This window comes from Mumia sp. ZJ430 (genome assembly GCF_011751845.1).
Lineage (GTDB): Bacteria > Actinomycetota > Actinomycetes > Propionibacteriales > Nocardioidaceae > Mumia.
This window is the reverse complement of record NZ_JAAHFK010000003.1, coordinates 726,887-751,928: the sequence shown is the minus strand read 5'-3', so window position 1 is coordinate 751,928 and position 25,042 is coordinate 726,887. Positions and strand designations below refer to the sequence as shown.

Annotated in this window: 23 protein-coding genes; 10 read left to right on the top strand and 13 right to left on the bottom strand. The window is 71.1% G+C overall.

All coding sequences use genetic code 11. The annotated features are described in order from the left end of the window. Window positions 1–24: 24 nt before the first annotated feature. The 4 genes from HCT63_RS15765 to HCT63_RS15750 all read left to right on the top strand — a co-directional run bounded on the left by HCT63_RS15765 (window position 25) and on the right by HCT63_RS15750 (window position 3,316). Window positions 25–834 carry an ABC transporter permease gene (locus HCT63_RS15765; protein ID WP_208322462.1) on the top strand — a complete coding sequence of 270 codons (810 nt, stop codon included), beginning with the start codon at window positions 25–27 and terminating at the stop codon, window positions 832–834. Beyond that, window positions 807–1,520, top strand: a complete 714-nt coding sequence (locus HCT63_RS15760) for an ABC transporter ATP-binding protein (RefSeq protein ID WP_167006846.1) — start codon at window positions 807–809, stop codon at window positions 1,518–1,520. The genes HCT63_RS15765 and HCT63_RS15760 overlap by 28 nt, the downstream gene beginning before the upstream one ends. A 78-nt stretch (window positions 1,521–1,598) precedes the next feature. After that, window positions 1,599–2,033: an Rrf2 family transcriptional regulator gene (locus HCT63_RS15755; protein WP_167006843.1), complete on the top strand. Its 435-nt coding sequence runs from the start codon at window positions 1,599–1,601 to the stop codon at window positions 2,031–2,033. Between the two features lie 62 nt (window positions 2,034–2,095). Further along, window positions 2,096–3,316: a globin domain-containing protein gene (locus HCT63_RS15750; RefSeq protein WP_167006840.1), complete on the top strand. Its 1,221-nt coding sequence runs from the start codon at window positions 2,096–2,098 to the stop codon at window positions 3,314–3,316. Between the two features lie 9 nt (window positions 3,317–3,325). Here HCT63_RS15750 and HCT63_RS15745 read toward each other — a convergent pair whose 3' ends face one another. After that, window positions 3,326–4,237, bottom strand: coding sequence for an ornithine cyclodeaminase family protein (locus tag HCT63_RS15745; RefSeq protein ID WP_167006837.1), 912 nt, complete (start codon window positions 4,235–4,237; stop codon window positions 3,326–3,328). A 136-nt stretch (window positions 4,238–4,373) separates the two neighbouring features. On the opposite strand from HCT63_RS15745, the gene HCT63_RS15740 reads away from it, so the two are divergent. Continuing rightward, window positions 4,374–6,509, top strand: coding sequence for a UvrD-helicase domain-containing protein (locus HCT63_RS15740; protein ID WP_243843061.1), 2,136 nt, complete (start codon window positions 4,374–4,376; stop codon window positions 6,507–6,509). A gap of 10 nt (window positions 6,510–6,519) precedes the next feature. On the opposite strand, the gene HCT63_RS15735 is transcribed toward HCT63_RS15740, so the two are convergent. Both HCT63_RS15735 and HCT63_RS15730 read right to left on the bottom strand, forming a co-directional pair. Beyond that, complete coding sequence (locus tag HCT63_RS15735) at window positions 6,520–6,837, bottom strand: flavodoxin family protein (protein ID WP_167006831.1); 318 nt, start codon at window positions 6,835–6,837, stop codon at window positions 6,520–6,522. A gap of 167 nt (window positions 6,838–7,004) precedes the next feature. Then, on the bottom strand, window positions 7,005–9,020 hold the full coding sequence (locus HCT63_RS15730) for a discoidin domain-containing protein (RefSeq protein WP_208322461.1): 2,016 nt from the start codon (window positions 9,018–9,020) through the stop codon (window positions 7,005–7,007). A 212-nt stretch (window positions 9,021–9,232) separates the two neighbouring features. On the opposite strand from HCT63_RS15730, the gene HCT63_RS15725 reads away from it, so the two are divergent. The 3 genes from HCT63_RS15725 to HCT63_RS15715 all read left to right on the top strand — a co-directional run bounded on the left by HCT63_RS15725 (window position 9,233) and on the right by HCT63_RS15715 (window position 13,696). Further along, a complete protein-coding gene (locus tag HCT63_RS15725; RefSeq protein WP_167006826.1) occupies window positions 9,233–10,942 on the top strand; it encodes a metallophosphoesterase in 1,710 nt (569 codons plus the stop codon). A 77-nt stretch (window positions 10,943–11,019) separates the two neighbouring features. Continuing rightward, window positions 11,020–11,610: a hypothetical protein gene (locus tag HCT63_RS15720; RefSeq protein ID WP_167006823.1), complete on the top strand. Its 591-nt coding sequence runs from the start codon at window positions 11,020–11,022 to the stop codon at window positions 11,608–11,610. 175 nt (window positions 11,611–11,785) lie between these two features. Next, window positions 11,786–13,696 (top strand): anthranilate synthase family protein, encoded by a 1,911-nt coding sequence (locus tag HCT63_RS15715; protein ID WP_167006820.1) that lies wholly within the window; start codon window positions 11,786–11,788, stop codon window positions 13,694–13,696. 87 nt (window positions 13,697–13,783) lie between these two features. Here the strand turns inward: HCT63_RS15715 and HCT63_RS15710 are convergent, their stop codons facing one another. The 8 genes from HCT63_RS15710 to HCT63_RS15675 form a co-directional block, all read right to left on the bottom strand. Then, a complete protein-coding gene (locus HCT63_RS15710; protein ID WP_167006817.1) occupies window positions 13,784–15,121 on the bottom strand; it encodes a trypsin-like peptidase domain-containing protein in 1,338 nt (445 codons plus the stop codon). A 64-nt stretch (window positions 15,122–15,185) separates the two neighbouring features. After that, entirely contained in the window at window positions 15,186–16,595 is a 1,410-nt protein-coding gene (locus HCT63_RS15705; protein ID WP_167006814.1) for a HAMP domain-containing sensor histidine kinase, read from the bottom strand. Between the two features lie 16 nt (window positions 16,596–16,611). After that, window positions 16,612–17,307, bottom strand: a complete 696-nt coding sequence (locus tag HCT63_RS15700) for a response regulator transcription factor (RefSeq protein ID WP_167006811.1) — start codon at window positions 17,305–17,307, stop codon at window positions 16,612–16,614. 52 nt (window positions 17,308–17,359) lie between these two features. Continuing rightward, on the bottom strand, window positions 17,360–18,244 hold the full coding sequence (locus HCT63_RS15695) for a fructosamine kinase family protein (RefSeq protein WP_167006808.1): 885 nt from the start codon (window positions 18,242–18,244) through the stop codon (window positions 17,360–17,362). Window positions 18,245–18,282: 38 nt separating this feature from the next. Further along, window positions 18,283–18,804, bottom strand: a complete 522-nt coding sequence (locus tag HCT63_RS15690) for a low molecular weight protein-tyrosine-phosphatase (protein WP_167006805.1) — start codon at window positions 18,802–18,804, stop codon at window positions 18,283–18,285. A 25-nt stretch (window positions 18,805–18,829) separates the two neighbouring features. Continuing rightward, window positions 18,830–19,213, bottom strand: a complete 384-nt coding sequence (locus tag HCT63_RS15685; RefSeq protein ID WP_167006802.1) for a phage holin family protein — start codon at window positions 19,211–19,213, stop codon at window positions 18,830–18,832. 41 nt (window positions 19,214–19,254) lie between these two features. Further along, the gene (locus tag HCT63_RS15680) at window positions 19,255–20,208 is read right to left on the bottom strand and encodes an EamA family transporter (protein ID WP_167006799.1); all 954 of its coding nucleotides are present in this window, start codon (window positions 20,206–20,208) and stop codon (window positions 19,255–19,257) included. Window positions 20,209–20,250: 42 nt separating this feature from the next. Further along, window positions 20,251–20,748, bottom strand: a complete 498-nt coding sequence (locus tag HCT63_RS15675) for a hypothetical protein (protein WP_167006796.1) — start codon at window positions 20,746–20,748, stop codon at window positions 20,251–20,253. A 63-nt stretch (window positions 20,749–20,811) separates the two neighbouring features. On the opposite strand from HCT63_RS15675, the gene hisC reads away from it, so the two are divergent. Then, entirely contained in the window at window positions 20,812–21,876 is a 1,065-nt protein-coding gene (gene hisC / locus HCT63_RS15670) for a histidinol-phosphate transaminase (RefSeq protein WP_167006793.1), read from the top strand. Window positions 21,877–21,885: 9 nt separating this feature from the next. Here the strand turns inward: hisC and HCT63_RS15665 are convergent, their stop codons facing one another. Continuing rightward, window positions 21,886–23,205 carry an ATP-dependent 6-phosphofructokinase gene (locus tag HCT63_RS15665; protein ID WP_167006790.1) on the bottom strand — a complete coding sequence of 440 codons (1,320 nt, stop codon included), beginning with the start codon at window positions 23,203–23,205 and terminating at the stop codon, window positions 21,886–21,888. Window positions 23,206–23,393: 188 nt separating this feature from the next. Between HCT63_RS15665 and HCT63_RS15660 the strand changes: the two genes are divergently transcribed. Further along, a complete protein-coding gene (locus HCT63_RS15660; RefSeq protein WP_167006788.1) occupies window positions 23,394–24,014 on the top strand; it encodes a LysE family translocator in 621 nt (206 codons plus the stop codon). A gap of 25 nt (window positions 24,015–24,039) precedes the next feature. On the opposite strand, the gene ligD is transcribed toward HCT63_RS15660, so the two are convergent. Continuing rightward, a complete protein-coding gene (ligD, locus tag HCT63_RS15655; RefSeq protein ID WP_167006785.1) occupies window positions 24,040–25,029 on the bottom strand; it encodes a non-homologous end-joining DNA ligase in 990 nt (329 codons plus the stop codon). Between the last annotated feature and the right edge of the window lie 13 nt (window positions 25,030–25,042).

Below are 25,042 nucleotides of genomic sequence, written 5' to 3'. Positions count from 1 at the left end.
TCCGGGGTGGGCGCGGAGCCCGTGGTGGCCGCAGTCGTTCGTACGGGGTCCGCGCGCAGGCGCTCCCGTACGGACGCGCGGCTCCGCCGCCTTCGCCTGGCCACTCCGCTCCTCCTCGTCGGCGCGTGGGAGCTCCTCGCCCGTACGGGCATCCTGTCTCCGGACAAGCTGCCGCCGCCCAGCGAGGTCCTCGCAGCGGGCTGGCGTCTGACGCAGGACGGCAGCCTGCCCGCGCACGTGTACGAGTCGCTGACGCGCGCCGTGATCGGCCTGGCGATCGGAGGTGGTCTCGCGCTTGTGCTCGGCGCGTTCGCCGGGCTCCTGCGGGTCGGTGATGCGCTCGTCGACCCGACCGTCCAGATGGCGCGGATGCTCCCGCACCTCGGTCTCGTCCCGCTGCTCATCATCTGGCTCGGCATCGGGGAGCCGCTCAAGATCACGCTGGTTGCGCTCGGCGCGTTCTTCCCGATCTATCTGAATCTCTACGCCGGCATCCGCAACATCGACGAACGTCTGGTCGAGGCCGCCCGGACCTGCGGCCTGTCGGCACTCGGACGTGTCCGCCACGTGGTGATCCCGGGGGCGATGCCGTCGCTGTTCCTCGGGCTGCGCCTCGCGTTCGCGGCGGGCTGGTTGAGCCTGGTGGTCGGCGAGCAGGTCAACACCGACTCGGGGCTCGGTTTCATGATGATGGAGGCGCGCGAGTTCTCCCAGACGGAGATCGTGCTCCTCGGACTCTTCGCGTACGCGGTGCTCGGGCTGCTGTCCGACGTCGCGCTGCGCGCAGCCGAGAGGAGGGCGCTGTCGTGGCGACGCGGACTGCAGGCTTCGTAGCGGCGCGAGACGTACGCCGCAGCTTCGGCGACACGGTCGTGCTCGACGGGATCGACCTGCACATCGAGCGCGGCGAGGTCGTCGCGCTGCTGGGCGCGAGCGGGTCCGGCAAGAGCACGCTGCTGCGGATCCTCGCCGGGCTCGACGACGAGGCGACCGGCGAGCTCGACGTGCCGTCGTCCCACGCGGTCGTCTTCCAGGAGCACCGGCTCCTCCCGTGGAAGCGGGTCGCGGGCAACGTCGCACTCGGCGTGCGGGGCGCGGACGTGGCGGAGCGGGTCTCGGCGGCGCTGGCCGAGGTCGGCCTGGCCGATCGCGAGCGGGCGTGGCCCGGCGAGCTCTCGGGCGGGCAGTCCCAGCGGGTCGCGATCGCCCGTGCGCTCGTCCGACGGCCCGAGCTGCTGCTGCTCGACGAGCCGTTCGGCGCGCTCGACGCCCTCAACCGCCTCAAGATGCAGCGGCTCTTCCGCGAGCTCCAGACCGCGCACGACTTCGCGGCACTCCTCGTGACCCACGACGTCGACGAGGCGGTCCTGCTCGCGGACCGCCTGCTCGTCCTCGAGGACGGCCGGCTCATCGAGGAGATCGAGGTCTCGCTCCCGCATCCTCGCGCCGCCGACGCCCCGGCGTTCGGGGCGCTGCGACGACGGTTGCTGACCCTGCTGAACGTTCCCGCGGAGGCGTAGGTCGTACGAGCGTCGATGTGACGTTCCCGACGCCGCCATATCTTGCACTCCAGATTCCGATTTAAGTAGCGTCGTGCCATGCAGCTGGCGCAGTTCACCGATCTGGGACTCCGGATCGTGATGGGCCTCGCGGTGCTCCCCGCCGGCGAGACGAGGCGTACGCAGGATGTCGCCGCTCAGATCGACGTCTCCCCGACCCACGCTGCCAAGGTCGTCGCCCGCCTCGCCTCGCTCGGAGTCGTCGAGACCCGACGCGGTCGTACCGGCGGTCTCTCGCTGACCGACGCCGGACGCGAGACGTCCGTCGGCTGGCTCGCGCGTCAGCTCGAGGGGGTGGGCGAGGTCGTCGACTGCGAGGGCGGCGTTCCGTGCCCCCTGCGCGACGCGTGCCGCCTGCGCGGTCTCCTCGCGCAGGCGCGCGAGGCCTTCTTCACGACCCTCGACGGACACACGATGGCCGAGATCGCCGGCCACCCGACAGGGACCGTCCTCCTCACGTTGGCGGCGCGATGACCTCGCCGTCACCGGCTCCGCGGCCCACCCGGCGCCGCTTCCACCCCTACGAAGGGAGCTCCATGCTGTCTGCCACCTCCACCGAGGTCGTCCGCGCCACCCTGCCCGCCGTCGGCGGCGCGATCGGCGAGATCACTCCGATCTTCTACCGACGGATGTTCGCCGCCCATCCCGAGCTGTTGCGCGACGTGTTCAACCGTGGCAACCAGGCGCAGGGCGACCAGCAGCGTGCGCTCGCCGGTGCCATCGCGGCGTACGCGACCCTCCTCGTCGACCCGGACGCGACGCCGGCGTCGGCACTGATGTCGCGGATCGCGCACAAGCACGCGTCCCTCGGCATCCTGCCCGAGCAGTACGCGATCGTGCACGAGCACCTGTTCGCTGCGATCGTGGAGGTGCTCGGTGAGGCCGTCACACCCGAGGTGGCCGCGGCCTGGGACGAGGTCTACTGGCACATGGCGGACGCCCTGATCGCCGCCGAGAAGGGCTTGTACGAGACGGCGGGTGTGGAGTCGGGCGACGTCTGGCGCACGCTCGTCGTCGCCGACCGTCAGCTCGTCTCCACCGACACCGTCGCCTTCACGCTCGCGGATCCCGACGGCCTGGCGCTGCCGGACTTCCTGCCCGGGCAATACGTGTCGGTGCAGGTCGAGCTGCCCGACGGCGCCCATCAGATCCGGCAGTACAGCCTGTCGGCCGCGCCTGGCTCCGGCGCCTGGCGCATCGGCGTGCGGCGGATCCCCGCAAACGCGCCCGACGGCACCCCGCAGCCGGCCGGGGAGGTGTCCAACCACCTGTACAACAACCTCTTCGAGGGCGACCGCGTCCGCGTCTCGCTCCCGTTCGGCGACCTGACGCTCGACGACTCGGCCGAGCCTCTGGTCCTGGTCTCGGCGGGCATCGGTGTCACGCCGATCCTCGGCATGCTCGACCACCTGGCGAGCGCGCGTGCGGAGCGTCGCGTCGAGGTCATCCACGCTGACCGCACGCCTGCCCGACATGCCCACCGCGCCGAGCTCTCCGCCCTGGTCGCGCGCATCCCTGGCGCCACGCTGCACACCTGGTACGAGGACCTCGGCACACGCGAGCCTCAGGGGCGTGTCCGTGCGGGACGGGTCGATCTCGAGTCGGTCGAGCTCCCGGCCGGCGCGACGGCTTACCTGTGCGGGCCGCTGCCGTTCATGCTCGGCGTGCGCGATGCGCTGGTCGCGCGCGACGTCCCCGCCGAGCGCATCCACTACGAGGTCTTCGGGCCCGACACCTGGATCGCCTCGGCGTCCTGACCGTCCGCGTCAGGCGAGCCCGGTGAGCTTCGCCAGCAGGTAGGGCTCCGTGCCGGCGAGGCCGACCGAGTAGAAGACGCACACCTGGTCGTGCGAGGTCCGTCCCGTCGCGGCCCCGTCGAGGACCGCCCCCAACTCCTGGAGGTGGTCCTCGACGCGCGTGCCGACGACGGTGGTCGGCGGGTCGTGCTCCAGCGCCTGGGCGCGCGAGTCGGTGACGACCACGTCAGCGGCCTCGAGGAACTCGGCGTCGACCTCGTGCCGCCCCATCTGCTTGGGGCCGAGCGTGGCGACGTACGCGCCGGGCGTCAGCCAGTCGTACGCGAGGACCGGCTCGTTGCTCGGCGTCGCGCAGACGACGAGGTCGGCGCCGTCGACCGCGTCGCGGGCCGAGCGGCTCGGGGTGCAGTCGAGCCCCAGTTGCTCGCGGGCGCGTCGCGCGAAGCCCTCCGCATGGACGGGGTCGCGGGTGAACACGCGGACCTCGGAGAGATCCCGTACGGCGTCGATCGCCCACAGCTGAGTCCAGGCCTGGGTGCCCGCGCCGATCAGCGCGAGGCGGGACGCGTCGGCGGTCGCGAGCGTGTCGGCGGCGGCGCCTCCGATCGCGCCCGTACGACGCGGGCCGAGCTCGGCGCCGACGGCCATCGCGTGGACCCGTCCGAGCTCCGCGTCGTGGACGACGACGACCTGGTCGCCGGCGACGAGGCCGAAGGTGTCGTACGCGCGGTAGCCGTACCAGTGACCGTCGAGGTGCCCGGCCGTCACGACCAATGAGCCGGCGCCGATGTCGGCCCGGATGCGGGCCGGCGCATGGAGCTGTCCGCGGTGCGCCGCGACGGCGGCGTCCTTCATCCACTGCACGGCATCGCGGGCCCGCAGCATGGCAAGAACGGCGGTGTCGGTCAGGAACTCGACCATGGCTACACCGTCGCAGAGACCGTGTGTACAGGCACGGCGAGGGCGATGTGGGGGCCATGCCGGGACGACGCAGGGAATGCCAGACGGCCCGATACACTTGACAGTTCTGTCCCTGGTGTCGCGAACGAGGAGCAACGTGCCAGAGCACCCCACCCAGCCGTCGGCCGAGCAGCGTGAGATCGCTGACGAGCAGGCATACGTCGACGTCGTCTACGGACGTCTCGAGGAGTCGACGAAGGCGGCGCAGGCGCTGGCCCGAGAGGGCTACGCGCGCGGGCACGTAGGCCACGAGGGTGGGCTGGTGGAGCGCGACGCGATGGTCTACCAAGCGTCCAAGCGCATCGCCGCGCTGAACGCCGCCCACGAGGGGTTGGTCTTCGGTCGCCTCGACCTCCTCGACGGCGACAAGCGCTACATCGGCCGAATCGGTGTCCGTGACGCCGAGCGCGAGGTGCTGCTCATCGACTGGCGGGCGCCCGCGGCGTCGGTGTTCTACCAGGCGACCGCGCAAGACCCGGCGGGCGTCGTGCGGCGGCGCGTGCTGCGCAGCCGCGGTTCGACCGTGGTCGGGGTCGAGGACGACCTGCTCGACGGCGACCACGCCCCCGACGACATGGTGGTCGTCGGCGAGGGAGCGCTGCTCGCGAGCCTGTCGCGCGCCCGTGACGCGTCCATGCACTCGGTCGTCGCGACGATCCAGAAGGAGCAGGACGAGGCGATCCGCGCACCCAGCCGCGGCGCCACCACGATCGGCGGCGGGCCGGGCACGGGCAAGACCGTCGTCGCGCTGCACCGCGCCGCCTACCTTCTTTACGTCGATCGTCGCCGTTTCGAGTCGGGCGGCGTGCTCGTCGTCGGGCCGTCGGGCGTCTTCATGAACTACATCGAGCGGGTCCTTCCGAGCCTCGGCGAGACGTCCGTGACGCTGCGCTCGCTCGGGGAGGTCGTCGACGGCGTCTCGGGGCGCGCGCACGACCCCGCCGACGTGGCGGCCGTCAAGGGCTCCGCCCGCATGCTCGAGGTCCTGACCCGTGCCGCGCGCGCCGCGCAGCCGGGGGAGCCGACCGGGTTCCGCTACTTCTACCGCGACGACGTCCTGCGCCTCGACGCCGCCGCACTCCACCGGCTGCGCCGCCAGCTCATTTCTGGGCAGCAGCGCAACCGTGCGTACGGGCGCGTCCAGAAGACGCTGCTCGACGCGCTCTGGGCACAGGTCGAGGGTGAGCGCGCGCTCGAGAAGGAGCGCGACGAGTTCGACAAGGTCCTCACCGGCGACGACGCGTTCCTCGAGTTCGCCGCCGCGTGGTGGCCGCCGCTCGACGCGGTCGACGTGTGGGAGTCGCTCGCCGACATCGACGTCCTGCGCCGCTACGCCGATGGCGTCCTCAAGCGCGGGGAGATCGAGCTGCTCGCGCGCGCCTGGCAGGAGGCGGACGGCGTGCCGTCGATCGAGGACGTGCCGCTCATCGACGAGCTGCGCTACCTGCTCGGCGAGGTGCCGCCGGCCGACGCCGACGACGACCCGTACGACGTCAAGCAGCTGATGTCGTTCGAGCGCGAGGACCAGTCCGTGCGCAAGCAGCGGTCGACCCAGTCGATCGAGGACGACTCCTACGCGCACGTGCTCGTCGATGAGGCCCAGGACCTGTCCCCGATGCAGTGGCGGATGCTCGGACGTCGCGGAAAGTATGCGAGCTGGACGATCGTCGGCGACCCGGCGCAGTCGTCCTGGCCGTACCCCGACGAGGCCGCGGCGGCGCGGGCGGCAGCTCTCGACGGCAAGGACGAGCACTTCTTCCGGCTGTCCACGAACTACCGCAACTCGGCCGAGATCTACGACCTGGCCGCAGCGGTCGCGCACGCGACGATCCCGGGCGCCGACACTCCGGACGCGGTGCGTCGTACGGGCCAGGAGCCGCGCCACGAGATCGTCTCGCCGGACCTGCTGCACGCCGAGGTCCGCAGCGGGGTGCGCGACCTGCTCGGCGCGGTCGACGGCTCGGTCGCCGTGGTGGTCCCGTCCGCCCGTCGTGACGAGCTGACGGAGGCATTGTCCGAGGAGCGCGAGGAGTTCGAGCGCCTACGGGTGCTCGACGGTCTCGACACCAAGGGCCTGGAGTTCGACGCGGTGCTCGTGGTGGAGCCCGACCAGATCGTCGCTGAGTCCGTCGCGGGGTGGCGCACGCTGTACGTCGTGCTCACGCGTGCGACCCAGCTGCTGCTCACGGTCGGGTCGACCCGCAAGTGGCTGGACCGCATCGACGCGCCCTGACGCTCGCGAGTCACTGCGGTACGCACGCGGCGAGCTCGGTGGACAAGGCGCTTGAGCGCCTTCTTGGCCGCCGAGACGGTGAGCGTGTCGAAGGTCGCGCCGCGGTCTGGGCCGACCTGCGCGTCGCCGCTTTCGACATCCCGAACGCGTGGGTCGGACCTCCGACGACGAGCAGCTCGATGTCCGGATCGAGCGTGACCTGCGGGGACGCCTCCTCGATCGTGACGGCGTCGTTGCCGAGGCGTACGGCAATCCCTTCACCGATCGCTCTGGCGATGGCCTCGGTGTTGCCCCAGATCGATTCGTAGACCACCTGGACGCGTGCCATCGGCGACACCCCCTGGGCTCACGCGAGGACGTGCGACGGTGGCTCGCGAGTGCGCAGGCTCCCTCGCCGTGCCGTTGACGGCTGCGTCGGACGAGGCGCCGCTTTCGTGCACCGAGCGACGCGGATACCCGTCGCTCGGTGCACAAAACCGAAGCCTCGCGAGCGGACTAGCTGAAGATGCCGAGCTCTCGGATCGAGATCCCGTAGTCCGTCGCGCGACTCACCCCCTGCACCCGCACGTACCGCGCCGACCGCGGCGTGAACATCACCGTGTCTGACCCGCCGTTCGAGGCGTCCACGGTCGCGGCCGTGCTCCACGTGCTCCCGTTCGTCGACACCTCCACGCGGTAGCGAGGTGCGTACGCCGCCTCCCAGTCGATCGTCACCCGCGACACCTGCCGTGCGGTGTTGAGATCGACCTGGAACCACTCGTCGTCGTGGCCCCACCGGCTGGCCCACCGTGTCGACAGCGATCCGTCGACCGCCTGGGCCGGCTTCAAGCGACCGAGCACCGTCCACTCGGTGGAGCTCGCGCTTGCCGCTGCCCCGCCGGCGAGGTTGACTCCACGAGCCCAGGTCGCCGAGGCGTTCCAGGTGTCGAGGTAGGACTGCGCGCCGGCCATGAGGTCGTCGGTGATCGCCGACCCGGCCGTGCGGCGCAGGCTCTCGATCCAGTCGGGGACCATGCCGTAGTGCGAGACGCCCTCGGTGTTGTAGTCCCACACCCGCTGACCCGTACGCTGCCGGTCGAGCACCGCGCCGCCATCGACGGAGGTAAACGGGTACGTGATCTTCTGGCCGTCGTTCGCCGGGGGAGCGGGTGTGCCTCCGAAGCCGTTCATGTCCGTCCCGTAGCCGTACCCGACGCCGTACTTCGCGCGCAGCGAGCGGGTCGCCTGCCAGTCGGCGACGTACTCACCGACCGAGTGGCCGTACTGCGTCGCGAAGCCGCCGAGCTTGTAGAGCCGCTCCGTCGACGTGCCGGCGAGCCAGCTGTGGCTCGAGAGGGAACCGGGGTAGCCCGACGCCTCCATGAGCTCGAACGCACGGTCGGCCGACTTGGCACTCATGTGGTCCAGCTCGACCATCATGTTGCGCTGCATCATGCCCTTGAGCGCATACTCGCCGAGGTCCGAGAGCCCGCGGGGGTTGCAGTGAGGCCCGGTCGGATAGACGGGCAGCACGGCCGGCAACCCCGGAATGATCGACAGCTCCTTCGGGATCACCCCTCCGATGACCGTGTTGTCGGGCGTCTGACCCGGTTTGCACGGCTGCGGGTTCCACCAGGTGCCGGTGGTGAGGAACTGCCCGACGTTGACGATCAGCCCTGTGGTGCCGGCGTCGTAGCGCACGCCGCAGAGCGCGTTGTCGAACTTGTGGCAGAGGAACATGCTGCTCACGCCGAGGCCCTTGAGCTCGTCGAGGCCACGGTCGATGTCGCTCTTGTTGCACTGTGCGACCCCGAGGACCTGCTTGCAGCCGAACGGCTCGGACACCTCGACGCCCAGCACCACCGCGAGCTTGCCCTGCTCGACGACGCTGCGGGCCTGCTGGGGCGTCGTGACGACACGGAACCAGCCCTTGCCCGCGCCGCCGTACTGGCCGTCGATGTAGTCCTGGAGCGCGTAGGTCTTGCGCGCCTCGCGCCGCACCGCGTCCATGTCGTTGCACGGTGCTTCGTTCGGCCCTGCGACGACACCGAGGATCGTGCAGAGACCGGTGTTGGAGACGAGGTCGTTGACCATGATCCGCTGGCCGCCGCGCCACGCCCGCTCGACCCACTTGTAGTACATCTGCTGGTGCGTGAAGGACGAGTACGTCGGCCACTCGGGGAACGTCGGCCAACCCGTCGTGTCGTGCTTGTCGAGCGGCCCGGCGCCCTTGACGGAGTTCGTGAGGTTCTCCAGCAGCGAGGCGCCGTGGCCGTCGCAGTCCTGCAGTGCGGCCGCGATGCCCCGCGGGTCGAACGTCTCACCGCAGACGGCGTGCCCGCCGAAGCCCTCGTCGGAGAACATGTGGGTGTGCGCGTCGACGAACCCGCGGACGTCGCCGTTCGGGGCGGTGCCGGTGAACGGTGCACCCGTCACGTTGACCTCGGACTCGACTGCGGGCGGGTTCGTCGGCTCCCACCACTCGCCTTGCGCGGCGGCCGGCGCACCCGCCGCCGCGACCGTGAGCGCCACCGCTGCCGCGATCGCACCAATGCCTCGTCTCGGGAGCCCTCTGCTCCGTCTGCTGCTCGCTCTCATCGCGTCCCGCCCTTCGTCCAGGTCCCTCCACTTGACCCGGAATGTTAGGTGCGTCACATCTTGGGCGCCAGTCCAAGTTGTGCAGGTGCCCGAGATGCGACGCCCGTCGCTGACGCGCCGTTGCCCGATGCGACAGACTGAAGGCGATGTCTGTGCCGAACGAGTCTCCCGTACCCGCCGATCCCTCGACCGTCATCGCCCGTCGCCGTCGCCGCTGGATCCCCGTCGTCCTCCTGGTCGCCGTCGGGCTCGCGGTCGCGAGCGTCGTCGCTCTGGCGACGTTCACCAACGCCCACCGCACTGTGCTCGTCGGTGCCCACTCCGGTGTCGTGACCCCGACCTTCGACGGCCACGCGACGCTCGACTTCGGATCCGTCCTCCCGCAGATCCGGATGCCCATCGACGCCCCGCTCGGGGTCGGCGTCTCGATCGACATCGGCGACACCGAGGCCGACAGCCTCGACGAGCTCGTCGCCCGCGACGCCGTGATCGCGTCGCAGCCCGAGGCTGAGGTCGAGCAGATCCGCACGGTCGTACGTGACGTCGCGGTGGCGTCCGCCCTGCGTGGTCTCGGTGCCGGCCTCGCGGTCGTCCTCATTCTCATGGCCGTGTGGATGCTCGTCGGCCGGCGGCGCCGCCACGAGATCGCGGCGCGCGTCCGGGGCGCCTTCCGTCGTCGCCAGGCTCCCCACTCACCCGTACGGGCGCTCGTCGCGTTCGCGCTCGCGGGCGTGCTCGCGCTCGTCCTCCTCACGTGGCCGCAGCCGGCCGTCGAGGAGGTCGCCGACAAGCGGTGGCGGCCGATCGAGGAGGTGTACCCCGAGATCCCTGACGACCTCGACCTCGGCGCCGTCGAGATCTCCTCGGGCAGTGCCACCGATGCCAGCCGCGCGATCGTCGAGTCCGCGATCACCACGTACGACACGTCGGTGAAGTTCTACGGTGCGATGAAGGACCGCGTACCCGAGATCGCCTCGCAGCTGCGTCAGCCGGCGGAGGGCGAGATCGTCGCAGTGCTCGTCGCGGACCGTCACGACAACGTCGGCATGGACTCGGTCGTCCGGGCCGTGGCCGACGAGGTCGATGCGTCGCTGCTCATCGACGCCGGCGACGACACGTCGACCGGTGCCTCGTGGGAGGGGTTCAGCATCCGCTCGCTCGCACGCCAGTTCCGCGACATCCCGACGGTCGCTGTCGCGGGCAACCACGACGAGGGCGACTTCGTCGCCGAGCAGATGAAGAAGGAGGGCTTCACCGTCCTCGACGGCGAGCCCACCGACGTCGAAGGCATCCGCTTCCTCGGCTACAGCGACCCCCGCAGCTCCGGCTTGACGGCAGGCTGGGAGCAGGGTTCGACGTCCATCCGCGAGCAGGGCAAGGAGCTCACGGAGACCGCCTGCGACGACGGCGACGTCAGCACGGTCGTCGTGCACAGCCCGACGACGGGGGAGGAGGTCGCGGCCTCCGGGTGCGTCGACCTCGTCCTGTCCGGCCACCTCCACGTGCAGCGCGGGCCGACGGTGACCACGGCACCCGACGGACGTCGTACGGTCTCGTACACGAACGCGAGCACCGGCGGTGCCGCATTCGCGTTCGCGCTGGGCAGCAAGCTGCGTCGGCAGGCACAGACGACGCTCATCACCTACCGGGACGGGCGTCCGGTCGGGTTGCAGCCGGTCAACTTCAACCCCGACGGCACGATCGCTGTCGCCGACTACGTCGCCTTCGACCTGGCGTCGGAGCCGTCGCCCGCGGACATCCCGACCACGACGCCGCCCGAGCCGACAACCACGACGCCGACGGCCACGACGCCGACGACCACGACGCCGACGACCACGACCACGCCGGAGGAGTGAGGTGCCGGGGGTCGCTCGGGGTCGTCTCCGTGGTGTCACCGATGGGCGCAGCAGCCTCCGCGGTGCACCGTGGTGAGATGACTCCCGCGGCGCCTCTCGGTCCACGCCACCCGCTCGTCGTGGGCCCGGCGCTCGTCGCACCGCTGCTGGTGCTCGTCGCCGGCCTCCTTCGTCTCGTCGACGTGATGGACGGCGGGTACGGCGATGGGCCCGCGTGGGACCTCGGTCACGCCGCGCTCCTGTTCGCCTTCCTCCTGCTCGCCGTGCTGGTCGTGGGCCTGGCGCGCAGCGTCCCGCCCATCACCGGATCCGGCCGCGGGGTGACCGAGGCGGCGGTCGCCGTCGGGCTCCTCGGTGCCGTCGGCTCTATGTGGGTGGCGGTCGCGGCCCTTGCGCCCGAGAGCGCCGCGGCCGCCCACCTGCCAGGGTCGGTCTCGGGGGCTGCCGCCACGCTGCTCGTCGCAGGTCTTGCGACCTTGCTGCTCCTGCTTGTCGAGCACGGCGCGCTGGCGTGGTGGAGTCCGGCGGCCGTCGTGACCGGGGCACTCGCCGTCGCCTGGCAGGTCGACCTGATGCCGTTCGCCGCCTCGCTCGTCCTGCTCGGTCTGGCGCCGCTGACGTCGCTGCGCCTCCCGCTGCCCTCGGGTTCACCCGTCGTTCAGCGCTGAACCGCTCACGGCGTGGTCCTCTGCTCGGCACGTGCGCTACGCTCGCGCCCATGAACGCACGCACCACGCTCGGTTGGTGGCGCCACCTCTAGGTGGCGTCTCGTGCTTCATCCCCCAGACCCGCCTCTCGGCCGCGTCTGGGCAACCCGTCGGCCGACGAATCAAAGGACCGACGATGCCACCTCATGACGGCGCAGATCTCGATGTCTCCGCAGCGCTCGCGCACCTCGTCACGCTCCCGTCGTACGCGATCATCCGCGTGCGCGACTCCGACCGCGTGATCCTGCTCGGCGGAGCCCGTACGGACGTCGACTCGCTCATGGACGTGCCCGTCCCCGATCCGGTGCCCGGGCTGCCCGCCCAGTACGACAACCTCGTGCTCGTCCCGTTCCGCCAGGTCCGCGAACGCGGCTTCGAGGCGCACGACGACGGCACCCCGCTCTCGGTGATCGCCGCCGAGACGTCCCTGGAGGTCGCCCTGGACGACCTGCTCGCCGCTCTCCCCGACGGTGAGGTCGCGCTCGCCGACAGGGGCGGGTTCGAGACGGACGACGCGACGTACGCCGGCATGGTCCGCGAGGTGATCGACTCCGAGATCGGGCAGGGCGAGGGCGCGAACCTCGTGATCGGCCGGCACTACCGGGCGCGTCTCGCCGAGTGGGGGCCGACCGGCGCGCTGACGGTGCTGCGGCGCCTGCTCGAGCGCGAGCGCGGGGCGCACTGGACGTTCGTGATCTTCACCGGCGAGCGCTACCTGATCGGCGCGAGCCCTGAGCGGCACGTGAGCATCGACGCGGGCCAGGTCCGGATGAACCCGATCTCGGGCACGTTCCGGCTGCGCGGGCTCGAGACGCAGGCCGACCGCAAGCGCGAGCTGCTGCGCTTCCTCGACGACGAGAAGGAGATCTACGAGCTCTTCATGGTCGTCGACGAGGAGCTCAAGATGATGTGCGACATCTGCAGCGAGGGTGGCATGGTCCTCGGTCCGTACCTCAAGCCGATGACGCATCTCGTCCACACCGAGTACCTGCTCGCCGGTCGCACCCACCGCGACGTGCGCGAGGTGCTGCGCGACTCGATGTTCGCGGCGACGGTCACCGGCAGCCCGGTCGAGAACGCGTGCAAGCTCATCAAGAAGTACGAGGCCGAAGGGCGTGGCTACTACGCGGCGGCTGCGGCGCTGCTCGGGCGCGACGACGAGGGGCGCCCCACGGCGGACTCGCCGATCCTCATCCGGACCGCCGACGTCGACCTCGAGGGCAACCTCAAGGTCACGGCGGGGGCGACGCTCGTACGAGACTCCGACTCCGACTACGAGACCGCGGAGACGCACGCGAAAGCGGCCGGTGTCCTCAGCGCGTTCGGGCTCGTCGAGGCGGCGCCGCTGCCGTCCGAAGGGTTCGACGCGTTCGCGCACGACGACGACGTGCTGATCGCGCTCGGGTCGCGCAACCAGCGCCTCAGCCAGTTCTGGCTGTCCGACCAGTCGGGCGCGGCACCGACCGACCCGCTCGCCGGCAAGCGGGCAGTGATCCTCGACAACGAGGACGACTTCGTCAACATGCTCGGCCACGTCCTCGGCGTTCTGGGGATCACGACCGACGTGCTGCGGCACGAGGACTACGCGGGGCCGGAGGTGTTCGACGGCTACGATCTCGTCCTCGTCGGTCCCGGCCCCGGCGATCCACGCGAGCTCGACGACCCCAAGATCGCGACCGTACGACGCGCCGTCGACGACCTGCTCGCCGCCGGACGCCCGTTCCTCGCGGTGTGCCTCGGCCACCAGGTGCTGTGCGGCGCGCTCGGGCTCGACCTCGCGTACAAGGACATCGTCTTCCAGGGCACGCAGAGCGCGCTGCCCCTGCGTGGTCGTACGGAGACGGTCGGGTTCTACAACACGTTCGTCGCCCGGGTTCCTGGGTCGGGACTGCCCGAGGGCGTGAGCGTCGAGACCGACGCTGAGACGGGCGACGTGCACACCGTTGCCGGGCCGGGGTTCCGCGGGATCCAGTTCCACGCGGAGTCGATCCTCACCCAGCACGGCGATCGCATCATCCGCGACCTCGTCGCCGAGCTGCTCGTCTGACACCCCGGCCCCACGGGACGCAAAAAGGGGCCACGCGCACCGGGGGAAATGCGCGTGGCCCCTGCGTTCCTGGTGCGACCAGGAGTCTTAGGACCCCAACGAACCGCCGTCGGAGTCGAGGGTGACGTCGGCGGTGTGCTGCTCGCCGCCACGGGTGTAGGTCAGCTCGACCTTCTCGCCCGGCTGGTAGCCGCGGATCGTCGCCACGAGCGCGTCCGAGCTCGCGACCGGCTGGTCGCCCACACGGATGATCACGTCGCCGGTCTTGAGGCCGGCCTTGGCCGCGGCGCTGCCGTCGGTCACCGACTTCACCTCGGCGCCGATCGTCGTCATGCCGTCCGACTCGACGGCGTCGGCGACCGTCACGCCGATCCGGGAGTGAGCGACCGTGTCGCCCTTGACGAGCTGCGACGCGACGTTCTTGGCGAGGTCGATCGGGATCGCGAAGCCGAGGCCGATCGAGCCGGACTCGCTGCCCCCGCTGGTGCGGATCGCGGTGTTGATACCGATCACCGACCCGTTGAGGTCGACCAGCGGGCCACCGGAGTTGCCCGGGTTGATCGCGGCGTCGGTCTGGATCGCGGGGAACACGTTGCGCGACTCGTTGGTCTCGCCCGCGGTCACCGGCCGGTTGAGCGCCGACACGATGCCGGAGGTCACGGTGCTCTCCAAGCCGTACGGGGAGCCGATCGCGACGACGTCCTGGCCGACGCGCAGGTCGGCGGAGTTGCCGAGCGTCGCCGGGGTCAGGCCGCTCTTGCCCTCGGCCTTGACGACGGCGAGGTCGGTGACCGGGTCACGGCCGACGATCTGGGCGCGCGCGATCGAGCCGTCGCTGAAGGAGACGGTGATCTCGCCGCTGTCGGCGGCGGCCTCGACCACGTGGTTGTTGGTGAGGATCTCGCCGTCGGAGCTGATGATGATGCCCGTGCCGCTGCCGCTGCTGTCGCCACCGCGGACGTTCAGCTGGACGGTCGAGGGGAGCACCTTCTGGGCGACCTTCTCGATCTCGCCCTCGGAGAGCGAGGCGCTCGAGGTCGAGGTGTTGTCGAGCGAGGAGGTCGAGGGCGACGTGCCGGTGCTGTCGTCATTGAGCGCCTGGTATCCGGCCGCACCGCCGATGCCGCCGACGAGGCCGGCGACCAGGGCGCCTGCCACGACCGCCGCCGCGAAGCCGCCGCTGCGCTGCTTCTTGGGCGCGGGCTTGCCGGGCTCCTGCGGCGTGAAGCCGAAGGGGTACGCCTGGGTCTGCTCGCCCGGACGGTCGGTGGTGTCAGAGGCGGCGCCGTAACGGTGCGTGTACGGCGTGCTGCTCGGGTATCCCGTACTGGCGCCGCTGGCGGGCGCCGCGTACGGAGTGGTGGGCTGCGGCGCCTGCTGCGGGGCCGAACCCTGCGGGTCTGTAGGACGGGACTGATCGTTCATGTGCACCAGCATGCCGCGTACGACTAAGAGGCCGCTGAGACAGATCTGGGACGACCGGAAGAGGTTACTGGGGATCTGCTGAGAGTCCGCGACCCTCGGGCTCGCCCGGTCGGCCGGGAATCCGCAGCGTCATCAGCGCGCCGCCCGAGGACGCACGGCCCGCGCTGACCTGCCCGTGATGACGGTACGCGGCCTGGGCGACGATCGCGAGCCCGAGGCCCGAACCGGGGAGCCGTCGGGCGTCGCGCGAGCGGTAGAACCGCTCGAACACGTGCGGCAGATCCTCGTCGTTGATCCCCGGGCCCGCGTCCTCGACGGTGAGAGTGCCGTCGCGCAGCCGTACGCGGACCTCCCCGAGCGGCGGGCTCCATTTCGCGGCGTTGTCGAGGAGGTTGGTGACGGCCCGCTCGAGCGTGCGAGACTCGCCGACCACGATCCACGGCTCGGTGTCGACCTCGAACGCGATGCCGGGGGCCCGACGCTGCACGCGTTCGACGGCGGTCGCGACGACCTCCGACAGATCGATCGGCTCGGGGTCGGGGGTCCCCTCGTCGCGGGCGAGCTCGACAAGGTCGCCGACCAGGGTGGCGAGCTCGTCGACCTGGGCACCAACATCGTTGATGAGCTCGAGGCGGGCCGGCTGCGGCATCCCACCGCGGATCTCGGCCTGACCGAGCAGCTCGATGTTGGTCTTGAGCGAGGTCAGTGGGGTACGCAGCTCGTGGCCGGCGTCGGCGACGAGCTGACGTTCGCGCTCACGGGAGGCGTCGAGGGCGACCATCATCTGGTTGTACGCCACCGTCAGGCGCCCGAGGTCGTCGGCGCCGTGGACGGCGATCGGGCGCAGCTCGCCGGTACGGGCGACGTGCTCGACGGCGGTGGTCAGGCGTCGTACGGGGCGCAGGCCACCGCTGGCGATCACCGAGCCGAGGAGCCCGGCGATCAGGACGCCGAAGATCCCCACCGCCCACAGGACGACGCCGAGCCGGTCGAGCGCGGCGTCCATGCTCTCCATCGACTGCGCGACCACGAGCGCGCGCCCCGAGCCTGCGTACACGGCGACGACCCGGTACGGAGTGCCGTCGATGTCGGCCGTGCGCAGAGAGTGGGTCCGCTTGCCCGAGGCGACCTCCTCCTCGTCTGGTCCTACGTAGTCGGCGAGCCGCGGGTCGGGTTCGCCGTACGTGATGACGGTCATCTTGACGTCGGTGGCGAGGAGGGCCGACTGGGGGATCCCGCGGATCTCCCACTCGGTGGCGATGCCGGCCTGCACGGCGGCCACGGCGCGGCGCTGGAGGTTCTCGTCGAGGCTGGAGGTGAACTCGGCCTTCACGCTGACGTAGACGATCATGCTCACGAACGCGAGCGTGATGCCCACCGCTGCGGTGGTGAGCAGGGAGATGCGGGTCGCGAGAGGGAGCCCCTCGGCCTTGTCGTGCAGCCAGCGCCGGGCCGAGGCGATATCACGCGCCATCAGCGGTGCTCCGCGATCACGGCGCGGTCTCGCGCAGGACGTACCCGACGCCGCGCACGGTGTGGAGCAGGCGCGGCTCGCCGTCGGCCTCGAGCTTGCGGCGCACGTACCCGACGTACACCTCCAGGGAGTTGGCCGTCGTCGGGAAGTCGAAGCCCCAGACCTCTTCGAGGATGAACGAGCGCTCCAGCACGCGCTTCGGGCGCTCCATGAACAGCTCGAGCAGCGCGAACTCCGTACGGGTCAGCGAGATGGAGCGCTCGCCGCGGGTGACCTCGCGGGTGGCGGTGTTCATCGTGAGGTCGGAGAACTCCAGTACGACCTCTTCGTCCTCGTCGGCCGACCTCGAGCGTGCGGCGCGGCGCAGCAGGGCGCGGACACGCGCGAGCAGCTCGGCGAGCGCGAACGGCTTGGTGAGGTAGTCGTCGGCTCCGGCGTCGAGACCGTCCACGCGCTCGTCGACGGCGTCTTTGGCGGTGAGGACCAGGATCGGCACGTCGTTGCCAGCCGCGCGCAGCGCCCGCGTCGCCTCGAGGCCGTCGAGCCGCGGCATCATCACATCCATGATGATCGCGTCGGGGTTGATCATCGGGACGCGCGCGAGCGCCTCGGCACCGTCGGAGGCGACGTCGACGGTGTAGCCGTTGAACTCCAGCGAGCGCCGGAGCGAGTCACGGACAGCCCGGTCGTCGTCGACCACGAGGATGCGCATGGTGCCAGCGTGCCAGGTCGGGCCCAGCACCACCGGTGAGTCGGTGGCGCGGTCAGGACGTCGCTGCGTCGGTTCCGGCGAGAAGCTGCTCCGCCGCGGCGCTCGCCCGTGCCCCGTAACCGCCACCGAACAGTGCGGCGTGCACGAGGAGCGGGTGGAGCTGGTGCAGCGGAACCCGTTCACGCCAGCCGTCGGCCAGCGGGGTCGCCTCGTCGTAGCTGTCCAGGATCCGCTGCAGGTGCTGGATGCCGAACAGGGCGAGCATCGCGAGGTCGGTCTCGCGGTGGCCTCCGTACGCGGCCGGGTCGATGAGGAACGCCCGATCCTCCGTCGACCACACGACGTTGCCCGACCACAGGTCTCCGTGGACGCGTGCCGGTGGCTCGGGCGGCCCTGCGAGGTCGTCGAGGCGACGGACGACCTCCTCGATCGGCGCCGCCTGCTCGGCGGTCATCGCTCCTCGCTCGACGGCGACCTTGAGGTAGGGCAGCACGCGGCGGGTCGCGTAGAACTCGGTCCACGTCGCTGCGGGCTTGTTGGGCAGCGGGGCCAGGCCGATGTAGCCGTCCCGCGGGAACCCGAACTCCTCGGCGCCCGCCGCGTGGGTCACGGCCAAGGCGCGCCCGAACGCCTCTGCGGCGTCGGCGGTCGCCTTGGCCGGCTCCACCCACGACACGATCAGGCAGTCCTCGGCGACGCCGAGCACTTCGGGCACCGGAGCGCCGCCGGCCTGGGCCAGCCAGCCGAGCGCCTCGGCCTCGGAGGTGTAGAAGTCGTGCGGCGCGTGCGGTCGTGTCTTGAGCACCGCACTGCGCCCGTCGGTGAGTCGGAGTCTGATCGCCGTGTTGGTGTCCCCGCCGGCTACGGGTGTGGTGGCGATGACCCCTGCTCCGAGCAGGGCCTCCGCCTTCGCTGCTATGCCCCCCATGCGCGCCATGTGCTGACGCTACACAGCGCGGCGTCCGCGCGCCGGGCTCAGTGCGGAAGCTGTTGCACCAGCTGAGGGGCGCTGGCGACGATCGCGTCCGCGGTGCGCTCGATGAGGCCGAGCACGTGCTCGAATCCCTCCGGCCCGCCGTACCAGGGGTCGGGGACCTCGTCGTCACCCGGTGTGGCCGCCGGGTCGTACGAACGGAACATCTGGATCTTGGCGCGGTCGCTCGCGTCGCGGGCGAGCGCGGCGACGTCGTCGAAGTTGGACTCGTCCATCGTGAGGATGAGGTCGTGGTCCTTGAACCACTCGCGCGTGATCTGCTGCGCGCGGTGCCGGGTGGGGTCGTAGCCGTGCTCGGCGAGGACGGCGGCGGCCCGCGGGTCCATCGGCTCGCCACGGTGCCATCCGCCCGTGCCTGCCGAGTCCACGCGGACCTTGTCGGACAGTCCGGCGTCGTCGAGCTTCTGCTCCAGCACCACGTCGGCCATCGGGGAGCGGCAGATGTTGCCCAGACAGACGACGGCGATGCGGAGCGGGTGGTCGGCGTCGCCGGGCGAGGTCATGCCCTCACGCTAGTCCGCATCCACGCTAGTCCGCATCAATGAACAGCCGCAGCGCCATGTTGACGAGGGAGATCACGATCGAGCCCCACAACGCGACCCAGAACCCGTCGACGTGGAACTCGACCAGCACCGGCAGCGCGTCGGTCACCCAGGCGGTGAACCTCAGCAGGAGCGCGTTGAGGACGAGCAGCAGGATGCCGAGCGTCAGCACGATGAACGGGATCGAGACGAGCTTGAGGAGGCGTCCGACCGTCAGGTTGATCGCCGTGAAGACGGCGGCGACGATGAGCAGCGCGCCGGCCTTCTCCCAGCCGTCCTGTCCCGCGTCTCCGATGCTGATGCCGCTGAAGATCCAGGCCGCCACGGCGATGGCGGCGGCGTTGCACAACCAAGTGAGGACGAGCTTCATGGGTCCATCCAAGCAGACGCCCGTACGGCGCCGGACCGGTGTCAGCCGGCCACCTCCGGGACGGGCGCGGGGCTCGACGGACGTGAGAGCTGGGCGACGGCGATGCCGGCGACGACGAGCAGTCCGCCCACGATCTGCACCCCGTCGAGCGACTCCCCGAACCATGCCCAGCCGAGCGCGGAGGCGCCCACCGGCTCGAGCGTCGCGACCACCGTCACGACCGTCGCGGGGAGGTACTGCAGCGCGCTGAGCTCCATGAAGAACGGCGCGAGAGTGCCGAGCACGATCACCCATCCGAGCACGAGCCACAGCGGGACCTCGTAGGCGTCGAGGGCGCCAAGCAGGTTGGCAGGAGCGCCGAGGCCTTCCACGGTCCAGACCGGGCTGATGACGTTCATCGCGAGCGCCGCGAACGTGAACGCCCACAGGACCACGCGGATCGGGTCGGCGTCGCGCACACCCTGCTCGCCGACGAGGAAGTAGACCGCGAAGCAGACCGCGGCGCCGAGGCCCGCGAGCATCCCGAGCCCGTCGAACGCCAGGCCCTCGGAGATCTGGGCCACGAGAGCGAGCCCGAGCAAGGTCATCGCGACGGCGACCCACATCGTGCGACGGACCGGCTGCTTCTGGACGAAGCGTGCCCACAGGACGACGAGGACGGGGGCGAGGTACTCGAGGAGCAGCGCCATGCCGACAGGGATGCGGTCGATCGCGATGTTGTAGGTCCACTGGACGCCGGCGACCCCGACGATGCCGAGGAGCAGCAGCATCGCGAGCTCGCGTCCGCGCGGCAGCCGCAGGGCTGACCGGTCCGTGAGGGCAGCGAACGCGAGGAAGAGGAGCGCCGAGCCCGTCGTCCTCAGGCTCGTGAGCAGTGCGGGGTCGACGCCGGCCCGCATCGCGACCCGGGACACCCCCGCGTTGACGATGAAGAGGGCGGCGCCGCCGACGACGAGGCCGTACCCGATCCGTGCCGACGACTCACCGCGTGCCACCTCGGGATGCTCTCACGCAATGGCGGGCGACAGGGCTCCGGGCTACGCCCGCGGGACCCATCGCGAGGTGCCGCCGGGCCCCGCCGTCGCGACGAAGGGCGGCGACGGCTCCGTCCGGGTCTCGATGCCCGCCTTGCGCGCCGCCTTGGCGACGCGGTCGCGGAAGTCGAGCCACGCGGCCCCGTCGGGAGTGCCTCCGTCGTCAGGAGCGCTGAGCGGTGCAAGGGTGACGGAGCCGGAGTCCGTACGGACGACGCCTGCGGACGCGTCGTACCGGTCGAACCCGGTCACGAGCGCCCAGCGGCCGGCAGCGAGGGGCTTGGACACGGCGGCCCGCGCCACCTTGGCGACGATCTCGCCCGCGGTCTCGGGATCGGTCTCGAGCACCAGCCGGGTCGCCAGCCAGTCCTCGGACCCGCCGCCCCGCGGCTTCTCTCCCCGCTCGGCCCGCCGCCGCATCGCCGCGCGCCGCCGCCGCTGGTCCAGCACGAGCAGCACCACGAAGACGGCGACTCCGGCGAGGAAGGTCGAGGAGGGCACGCCGGGAGGCTAGCAGCCGTCGACATCTCGACCATCGGACGGCGGCGGGCCTAGGGTGCGGGCATGGGCGAACCCCGCATCAGAGCGGCGCTCGACGGCGTACCCGACTACCGTCCGGGGCGACCACCGAGCGCGGCCGACGACCGAGTGCCGTACAAGCTGTCCAGCAACGAGAACCCGTACCCGCCGCTGCCGAGCGTGCTCGAGGCCGTCCAGGAGGCGTGCGGGCACCTGAACCGCTACCCCGACATGGGCGCGATCGACCTGTACGCCGCGCTGTCGCGCCATCACCAGGTCCCGGTGCCCGATCTGGCGGCGGCGACCGGCTCCGTCGCTGTCCTCTACCACCTGCTCCAGGCGACCTGCGAGAGCGGCGACGAGGTCGTGTACGCCTGGCGGTCGTTCGAGGCGTACCCGATCGCGGTCCGTCTGGTCGGCGCGACCCCGGTCGAGGTGCCGCTGACCCCGACCGCGGAGCACGACCTCGATGCGATGCTCGGCGCGCTGAGCGACCGTACGCGCGTGGTGATCGTGTGCACCCCCAACAACCCCACCGGACCCGGCGTCGGTGGCGACGCGCTCGCCGCGTTCGTCGCGCGCGTGCCCGAGGACGTGCTCGTCGTGGTCGACGAGGCCTACGCGGAGTTCGCCTCGACCCCGACCCGGGCGCTCGAGCTGACGCGCGCGCGCGACAACGTCGTCGTGCTGCGGACCTTCTCGAAGGCGTACGGCCTGGCGGGCCTGCGCGTCGGGTACGCCGTCGCACCGGCCCGGATCGCGTCGGCCGTGCGCAAGGTCGCGCTGCCGTTCGGGGTGTCGGACGTGGCGCAGGCGGCGGCGGTCGCCTCGCTGGACGCCGAGAAAGAGCTCTTGGCCCGCGTCGACGCGTTGGTCGCCGAGCGTGACCGGACCGTCATGGCCGTACGCGACCTCGGCTGGGCCGTCCCGGACACGCAGGCCAACTTCTTCTGGCTGCCGACGGGGGAGCGGACGCTGGAGGTGGCGGAGGTGTTCGCCCACGACGGGCTGGCCGTACGGCCGTTCGCCGGGGACGGCATCCGGATCACCATCGGCGAGCCGGACGCCAACGACCGCGTGATCGAGGTGCTGCGGCGGCTCGCAGGCTAGAGCGGGGCCTCAGCGCATGTCGAGCGGCTGCGACGTCGACTCGAGCACCGAGAGCCACAGGTCGCCCTCGGGCGAGACCGAGTGGCGGCGCTCGATGACCAGCGGGATCGGCACGTGGACGAACCGGTGGCGACGTCGGCCGACCACCATGTCGGTACGGCCGGCCATCACGGCATGGACGGCGACCTGCGCGAGGCGCGCGCAGTAGACCGAGTCGGAGGCGTCGGCGGGGATGGCGCGGATGCCGTAGCCGGGGTCGAGGAACTTCAGCGTCAGTGCCTCGCCGCGGTTGCGGAAGTCCTTCTCGATGGCCTCGCGCACGATCGTCGCGATGTCGCCGAGACGGCTGTTGCCCGAGGCGTCGGACTTGCCGGTGGCGAGCGTGTGCTCCTGCCCGGCGCCCTCGGCGAGGACGATCACGGCGCTGCCGTGCTGGCGGATCCGGCGCTCGAGCGAGCGCAGCAGGCCGTTCTCGCCCTCGAGGCTGAACGGGACCTCGGGGATCAGCACGAAGTCGGCGTCATGGTTCGCGAGGGCGGCGTAGCAGGCGATGAAGCCCGCGTGCCGGCCCATCACCTTGACGAGACCGACGCCGTTGTACGCCGACTCGGCCTCGATGTGGGCGGCCGCGATCGCCTTCGACGCCTCCGCGAACGCGGTGGCGAAACCGAAGCTCTGGCCGATGTGGGGGATGTCGTTGTCGATCGTCTTCGGGATCCCGACCACGCCGATCGCGAGCGCGCGCCGGGTGATCTCCTCGACGATGCCGTGCGCGCCGTGCATGGAACCGTCGCCGCCGATGACGATGAGCGCGTTGATCTCGAGCTCGACGAGACGGTCGACGATCACCGCCGCGTCCTGGGCTCCGCGCGAGGTGCCGAGGATCGTGCCGCCGCGCTCGTTGATCGAGCCGACGAGGCCGGGCGTGAGGGGGATCGGCTCGAACCCGAGCTCCTTGTCGAAGCCGGCGTAGCCGTTGCGGAAGCCGGTCACCTGGGTCACGCCGTAGTGCGTGTAGAGCTCCAGCGTGACTGCGCGGATCACGTCGTTGAGGCCGGGGCACAGGCCGCCGCAGGTCACGACCCCGACGTGGGTCGTCGCGGGGTCGTGGAAGATCGCGGGGCGCGGGCCTCCCGGCTCGAAGGACGGCCAGCGTTCGACGGGCTCGCCGCGCTGCTCCAGGAGGGAGATCGTGTCGTCGTACAGGACGCGGTCGCCCTCGGAGACGTAGTACTCGTTGGTCTTGCGCCCGGCGACGTAGCTGCTGAGCGGTGACTCGTACGTGCATGGGCCGAGGGAGGAGACCTGGAGGTCGGCGAGGGAAGGCACAGGACGAGCGTAGGCGGGCAGGTGGGCTGGTCGCCTCCCACAGGTGTGGCATCGGGGTAGCAAACTGGAGTCCGTTCGGTGACGCGGGGTGCAGAATGCCGACTGATTCGCTCATCTCGATCGCAGGTTGCTATGCTCTGGACTGTCTTGTTTTTCAGGTTGCCTATTTTGTTGTTTCTCAGGAAAAAATGGATCCCTCGCTTCTCCTCGGCTTCGCGGGCCTGTGCGTGCTCCTCGCGCTGACGCCCGGTCCCGACACGTTCCTGGTGCTGCGCTTCAGCCTCGGCGGCACCCGTACAGGGCTGGCGGCCGCGCTCGGCTCGGCGACCGGCTCCCTGCTCTGGGCGCTCGCCGTCGCCGCAGGTCTCGCGACGCTGCTCGAGCAGTCGGCCGGGGCGTACCGGGTCGTCAAGATCGCGGGCGGGCTGTATCTGCTGTGGCTCGGTCTGCGGGCGCTGCTGCGCCGTGGGCAGGGGCTCGGCGACGTCGAGGGCGCGTACGGGGTCAAGGCCGGCGCCGCGATGCGGGCGGGGTTGATCTCGAACGTCCTCAACCCGAAGGTCGGCCTGTTCTTCGTCGCGGTCGTGCCGCAGTTCCTGCCCGGCCACGAGGCCTCGCTCGGTGCGACGCTGGTGCTCGGCACGATCTTCGCTGCGGTCGGGTTCGTCTACTTCGCCGCGATCGCGACCGTCGCGGGGCGGGCGCTGACGTGGCTGCGGCGCCCGCGGGTGCAGCGCGCGATCGACCGCGGCACGGCCGGCATCATTACCACGCTCGGGGTGTCCACCCTGGTCTCCGCCACGCGCTGACGGCGCCGCCGGTCGAAGGTCTCGGTCACGGACCGATCGGGCGGGGCTCCTCGCGGACGACCTCGCGCGGGTCCTTGTCGTCGCGCAGCCCCTGATAGCGGGGGTGACGCAGTCGGCCCGCGCCCGTCCACTCGCTGAAGCCGATCTCGACGACGAGCCGCGGCTCCACCCAGTGGGTCTGCGAGGGGCTCGAACGGCTGGCCTTGCGGATCTCGGCGGCCGACTCTGCGAACGGGTTCGTGTCGGTGGCCAGCGGCACCAGCAACGAGCCGAGCTGGGCGAGCGTGCGCTCGTCGAAGCCGGTGCCGACCTTGCCGGCGTACCGCAGCGCGTCGCCGTCGTAGTAGCCGAGCAGCAGGGCTCCGAGGCCCGACCGCGATCCCTGCGGGTCGGTCCAGCCGCCGACCACGAGCTCCTGGCCCCGTACGACCTTGAACTTGAGCCAGTCCGCCGAGCGCCGTCCGGGCTGGTACGACGACGCGGCGCGCTTGGCCATCACGCCCTCCCATCCGGCCTCCTCGGCGTGGTGGAACAGCGCGAGCCCGTGCTCATCCTCGTGCTCGCTGAGCAGGATCGTGTCCGAGAACGAGAAGGCGTCGCGCAGGGCGTCCTTGCGGGCGGTCAGCGGGAGCGGGCACAGGTCGTGGCCGTCGAAACGTGGCAGGTCGAAGGCCCAGTATGCGAGCGTGACGCCCGCGTTCGCGATCGTGCGGGGATCGGTGACGTGCATCCGCTTCTGGAGGTCCTCGAAGCTCGTCTGGTCGCCCCGCATCGCGCACAGCTCACCGTCGACGACCCAGTCCTTCGCGCCGTCCAGTGTTCGCAGGGCCTCGACGATCTCGGGATAGCTCGCGCTCACGTCGAGCCGGTTGCGCGTCCACAGCCGTACGTCGGTGCCGTCGCGGACCGCCATCAGGCGCTCGCCGTCGAGCTTGCGCTCGAACACCCAGGCGGGGTCGTCGAAGCGCCGCGACGACAGGGTCGCGAGCATCGGCGCGATCCACGCGGACGGCATGAGATGACCGTAC

What these genes read in the sequence shown, in the direction of transcription:
- HCT63_RS15755 (WP_167006843.1), top strand. Translation starts at nt 1,599, where the DNA reads ATGCAGCTGGCGCAGTTCACCGATCTGGGACTCCGGATCGTGATGGGC.
- HCT63_RS15750 (WP_167006840.1), top strand. Translation starts at nt 2,096, where the DNA reads ATGCTGTCTGCCACCTCCACCGAGGTCGTCCGCGCCACCCTGCCCGCC.
- HCT63_RS15745 (WP_167006837.1), bottom strand. Translation starts at nt 4,237, where the DNA reads ATGGTCGAGTTCCTGACCGACACCGCCGTTCTTGCCATGCTGCGGGCC.
- HCT63_RS15735 (WP_167006831.1), bottom strand. Translation starts at nt 6,837, where the DNA reads ATGGCACGCGTCCAGGTGGTCTACGAATCGATCTGGGGCAACACCGAG.
- HCT63_RS15725 (WP_167006826.1), top strand. Translation starts at nt 9,233, where the DNA reads ATGTCTGTGCCGAACGAGTCTCCCGTACCCGCCGATCCCTCGACCGTC.
- HCT63_RS15720 (WP_167006823.1), top strand. Translation starts at nt 11,020, where the DNA reads ATGACTCCCGCGGCGCCTCTCGGTCCACGCCACCCGCTCGTCGTGGGC.
- HCT63_RS15715 (WP_167006820.1), top strand. Translation starts at nt 11,786, where the DNA reads ATGCCACCTCATGACGGCGCAGATCTCGATGTCTCCGCAGCGCTCGCG.
- HCT63_RS15710 (WP_167006817.1), bottom strand. Translation starts at nt 15,121, where the DNA reads ATGAACGATCAGTCCCGTCCTACAGACCCGCAGGGTTCGGCCCCGCAG.
- HCT63_RS15705 (WP_167006814.1), bottom strand. Translation starts at nt 16,595, where the DNA reads ATGGCGCGTGATATCGCCTCGGCCCGGCGCTGGCTGCACGACAAGGCC.
- HCT63_RS15700 (WP_167006811.1), bottom strand. Translation starts at nt 17,307, where the DNA reads ATGCGCATCCTCGTGGTCGACGACGACCGGGCTGTCCGTGACTCGCTC.
- HCT63_RS15695 (WP_167006808.1), bottom strand. Translation starts at nt 18,244, where the DNA reads ATGGCGCGCATGGGGGGCATAGCAGCGAAGGCGGAGGCCCTGCTCGGA.
- HCT63_RS15690 (WP_167006805.1), bottom strand. Translation starts at nt 18,804, where the DNA reads ATGACCTCGCCCGGCGACGCCGACCACCCGCTCCGCATCGCCGTCGTC.
- HCT63_RS15685 (WP_167006802.1), bottom strand. Translation starts at nt 19,213, where the DNA reads ATGAAGCTCGTCCTCACTTGGTTGTGCAACGCCGCCGCCATCGCCGTG.
- hisC (WP_167006793.1), top strand. Translation starts at nt 20,812, where the DNA reads ATGGGCGAACCCCGCATCAGAGCGGCGCTCGACGGCGTACCCGACTAC.
- HCT63_RS15660 (WP_167006788.1), top strand. Translation starts at nt 23,394, where the DNA reads ATGGATCCCTCGCTTCTCCTCGGCTTCGCGGGCCTGTGCGTGCTCCTC.
- ligD (WP_167006785.1), bottom strand. Translation starts at nt 25,029, where the DNA reads ATGCCGTCCGCGTGGATCGCGCCGATGCTCGCGACCCTGTCGTCGCGG.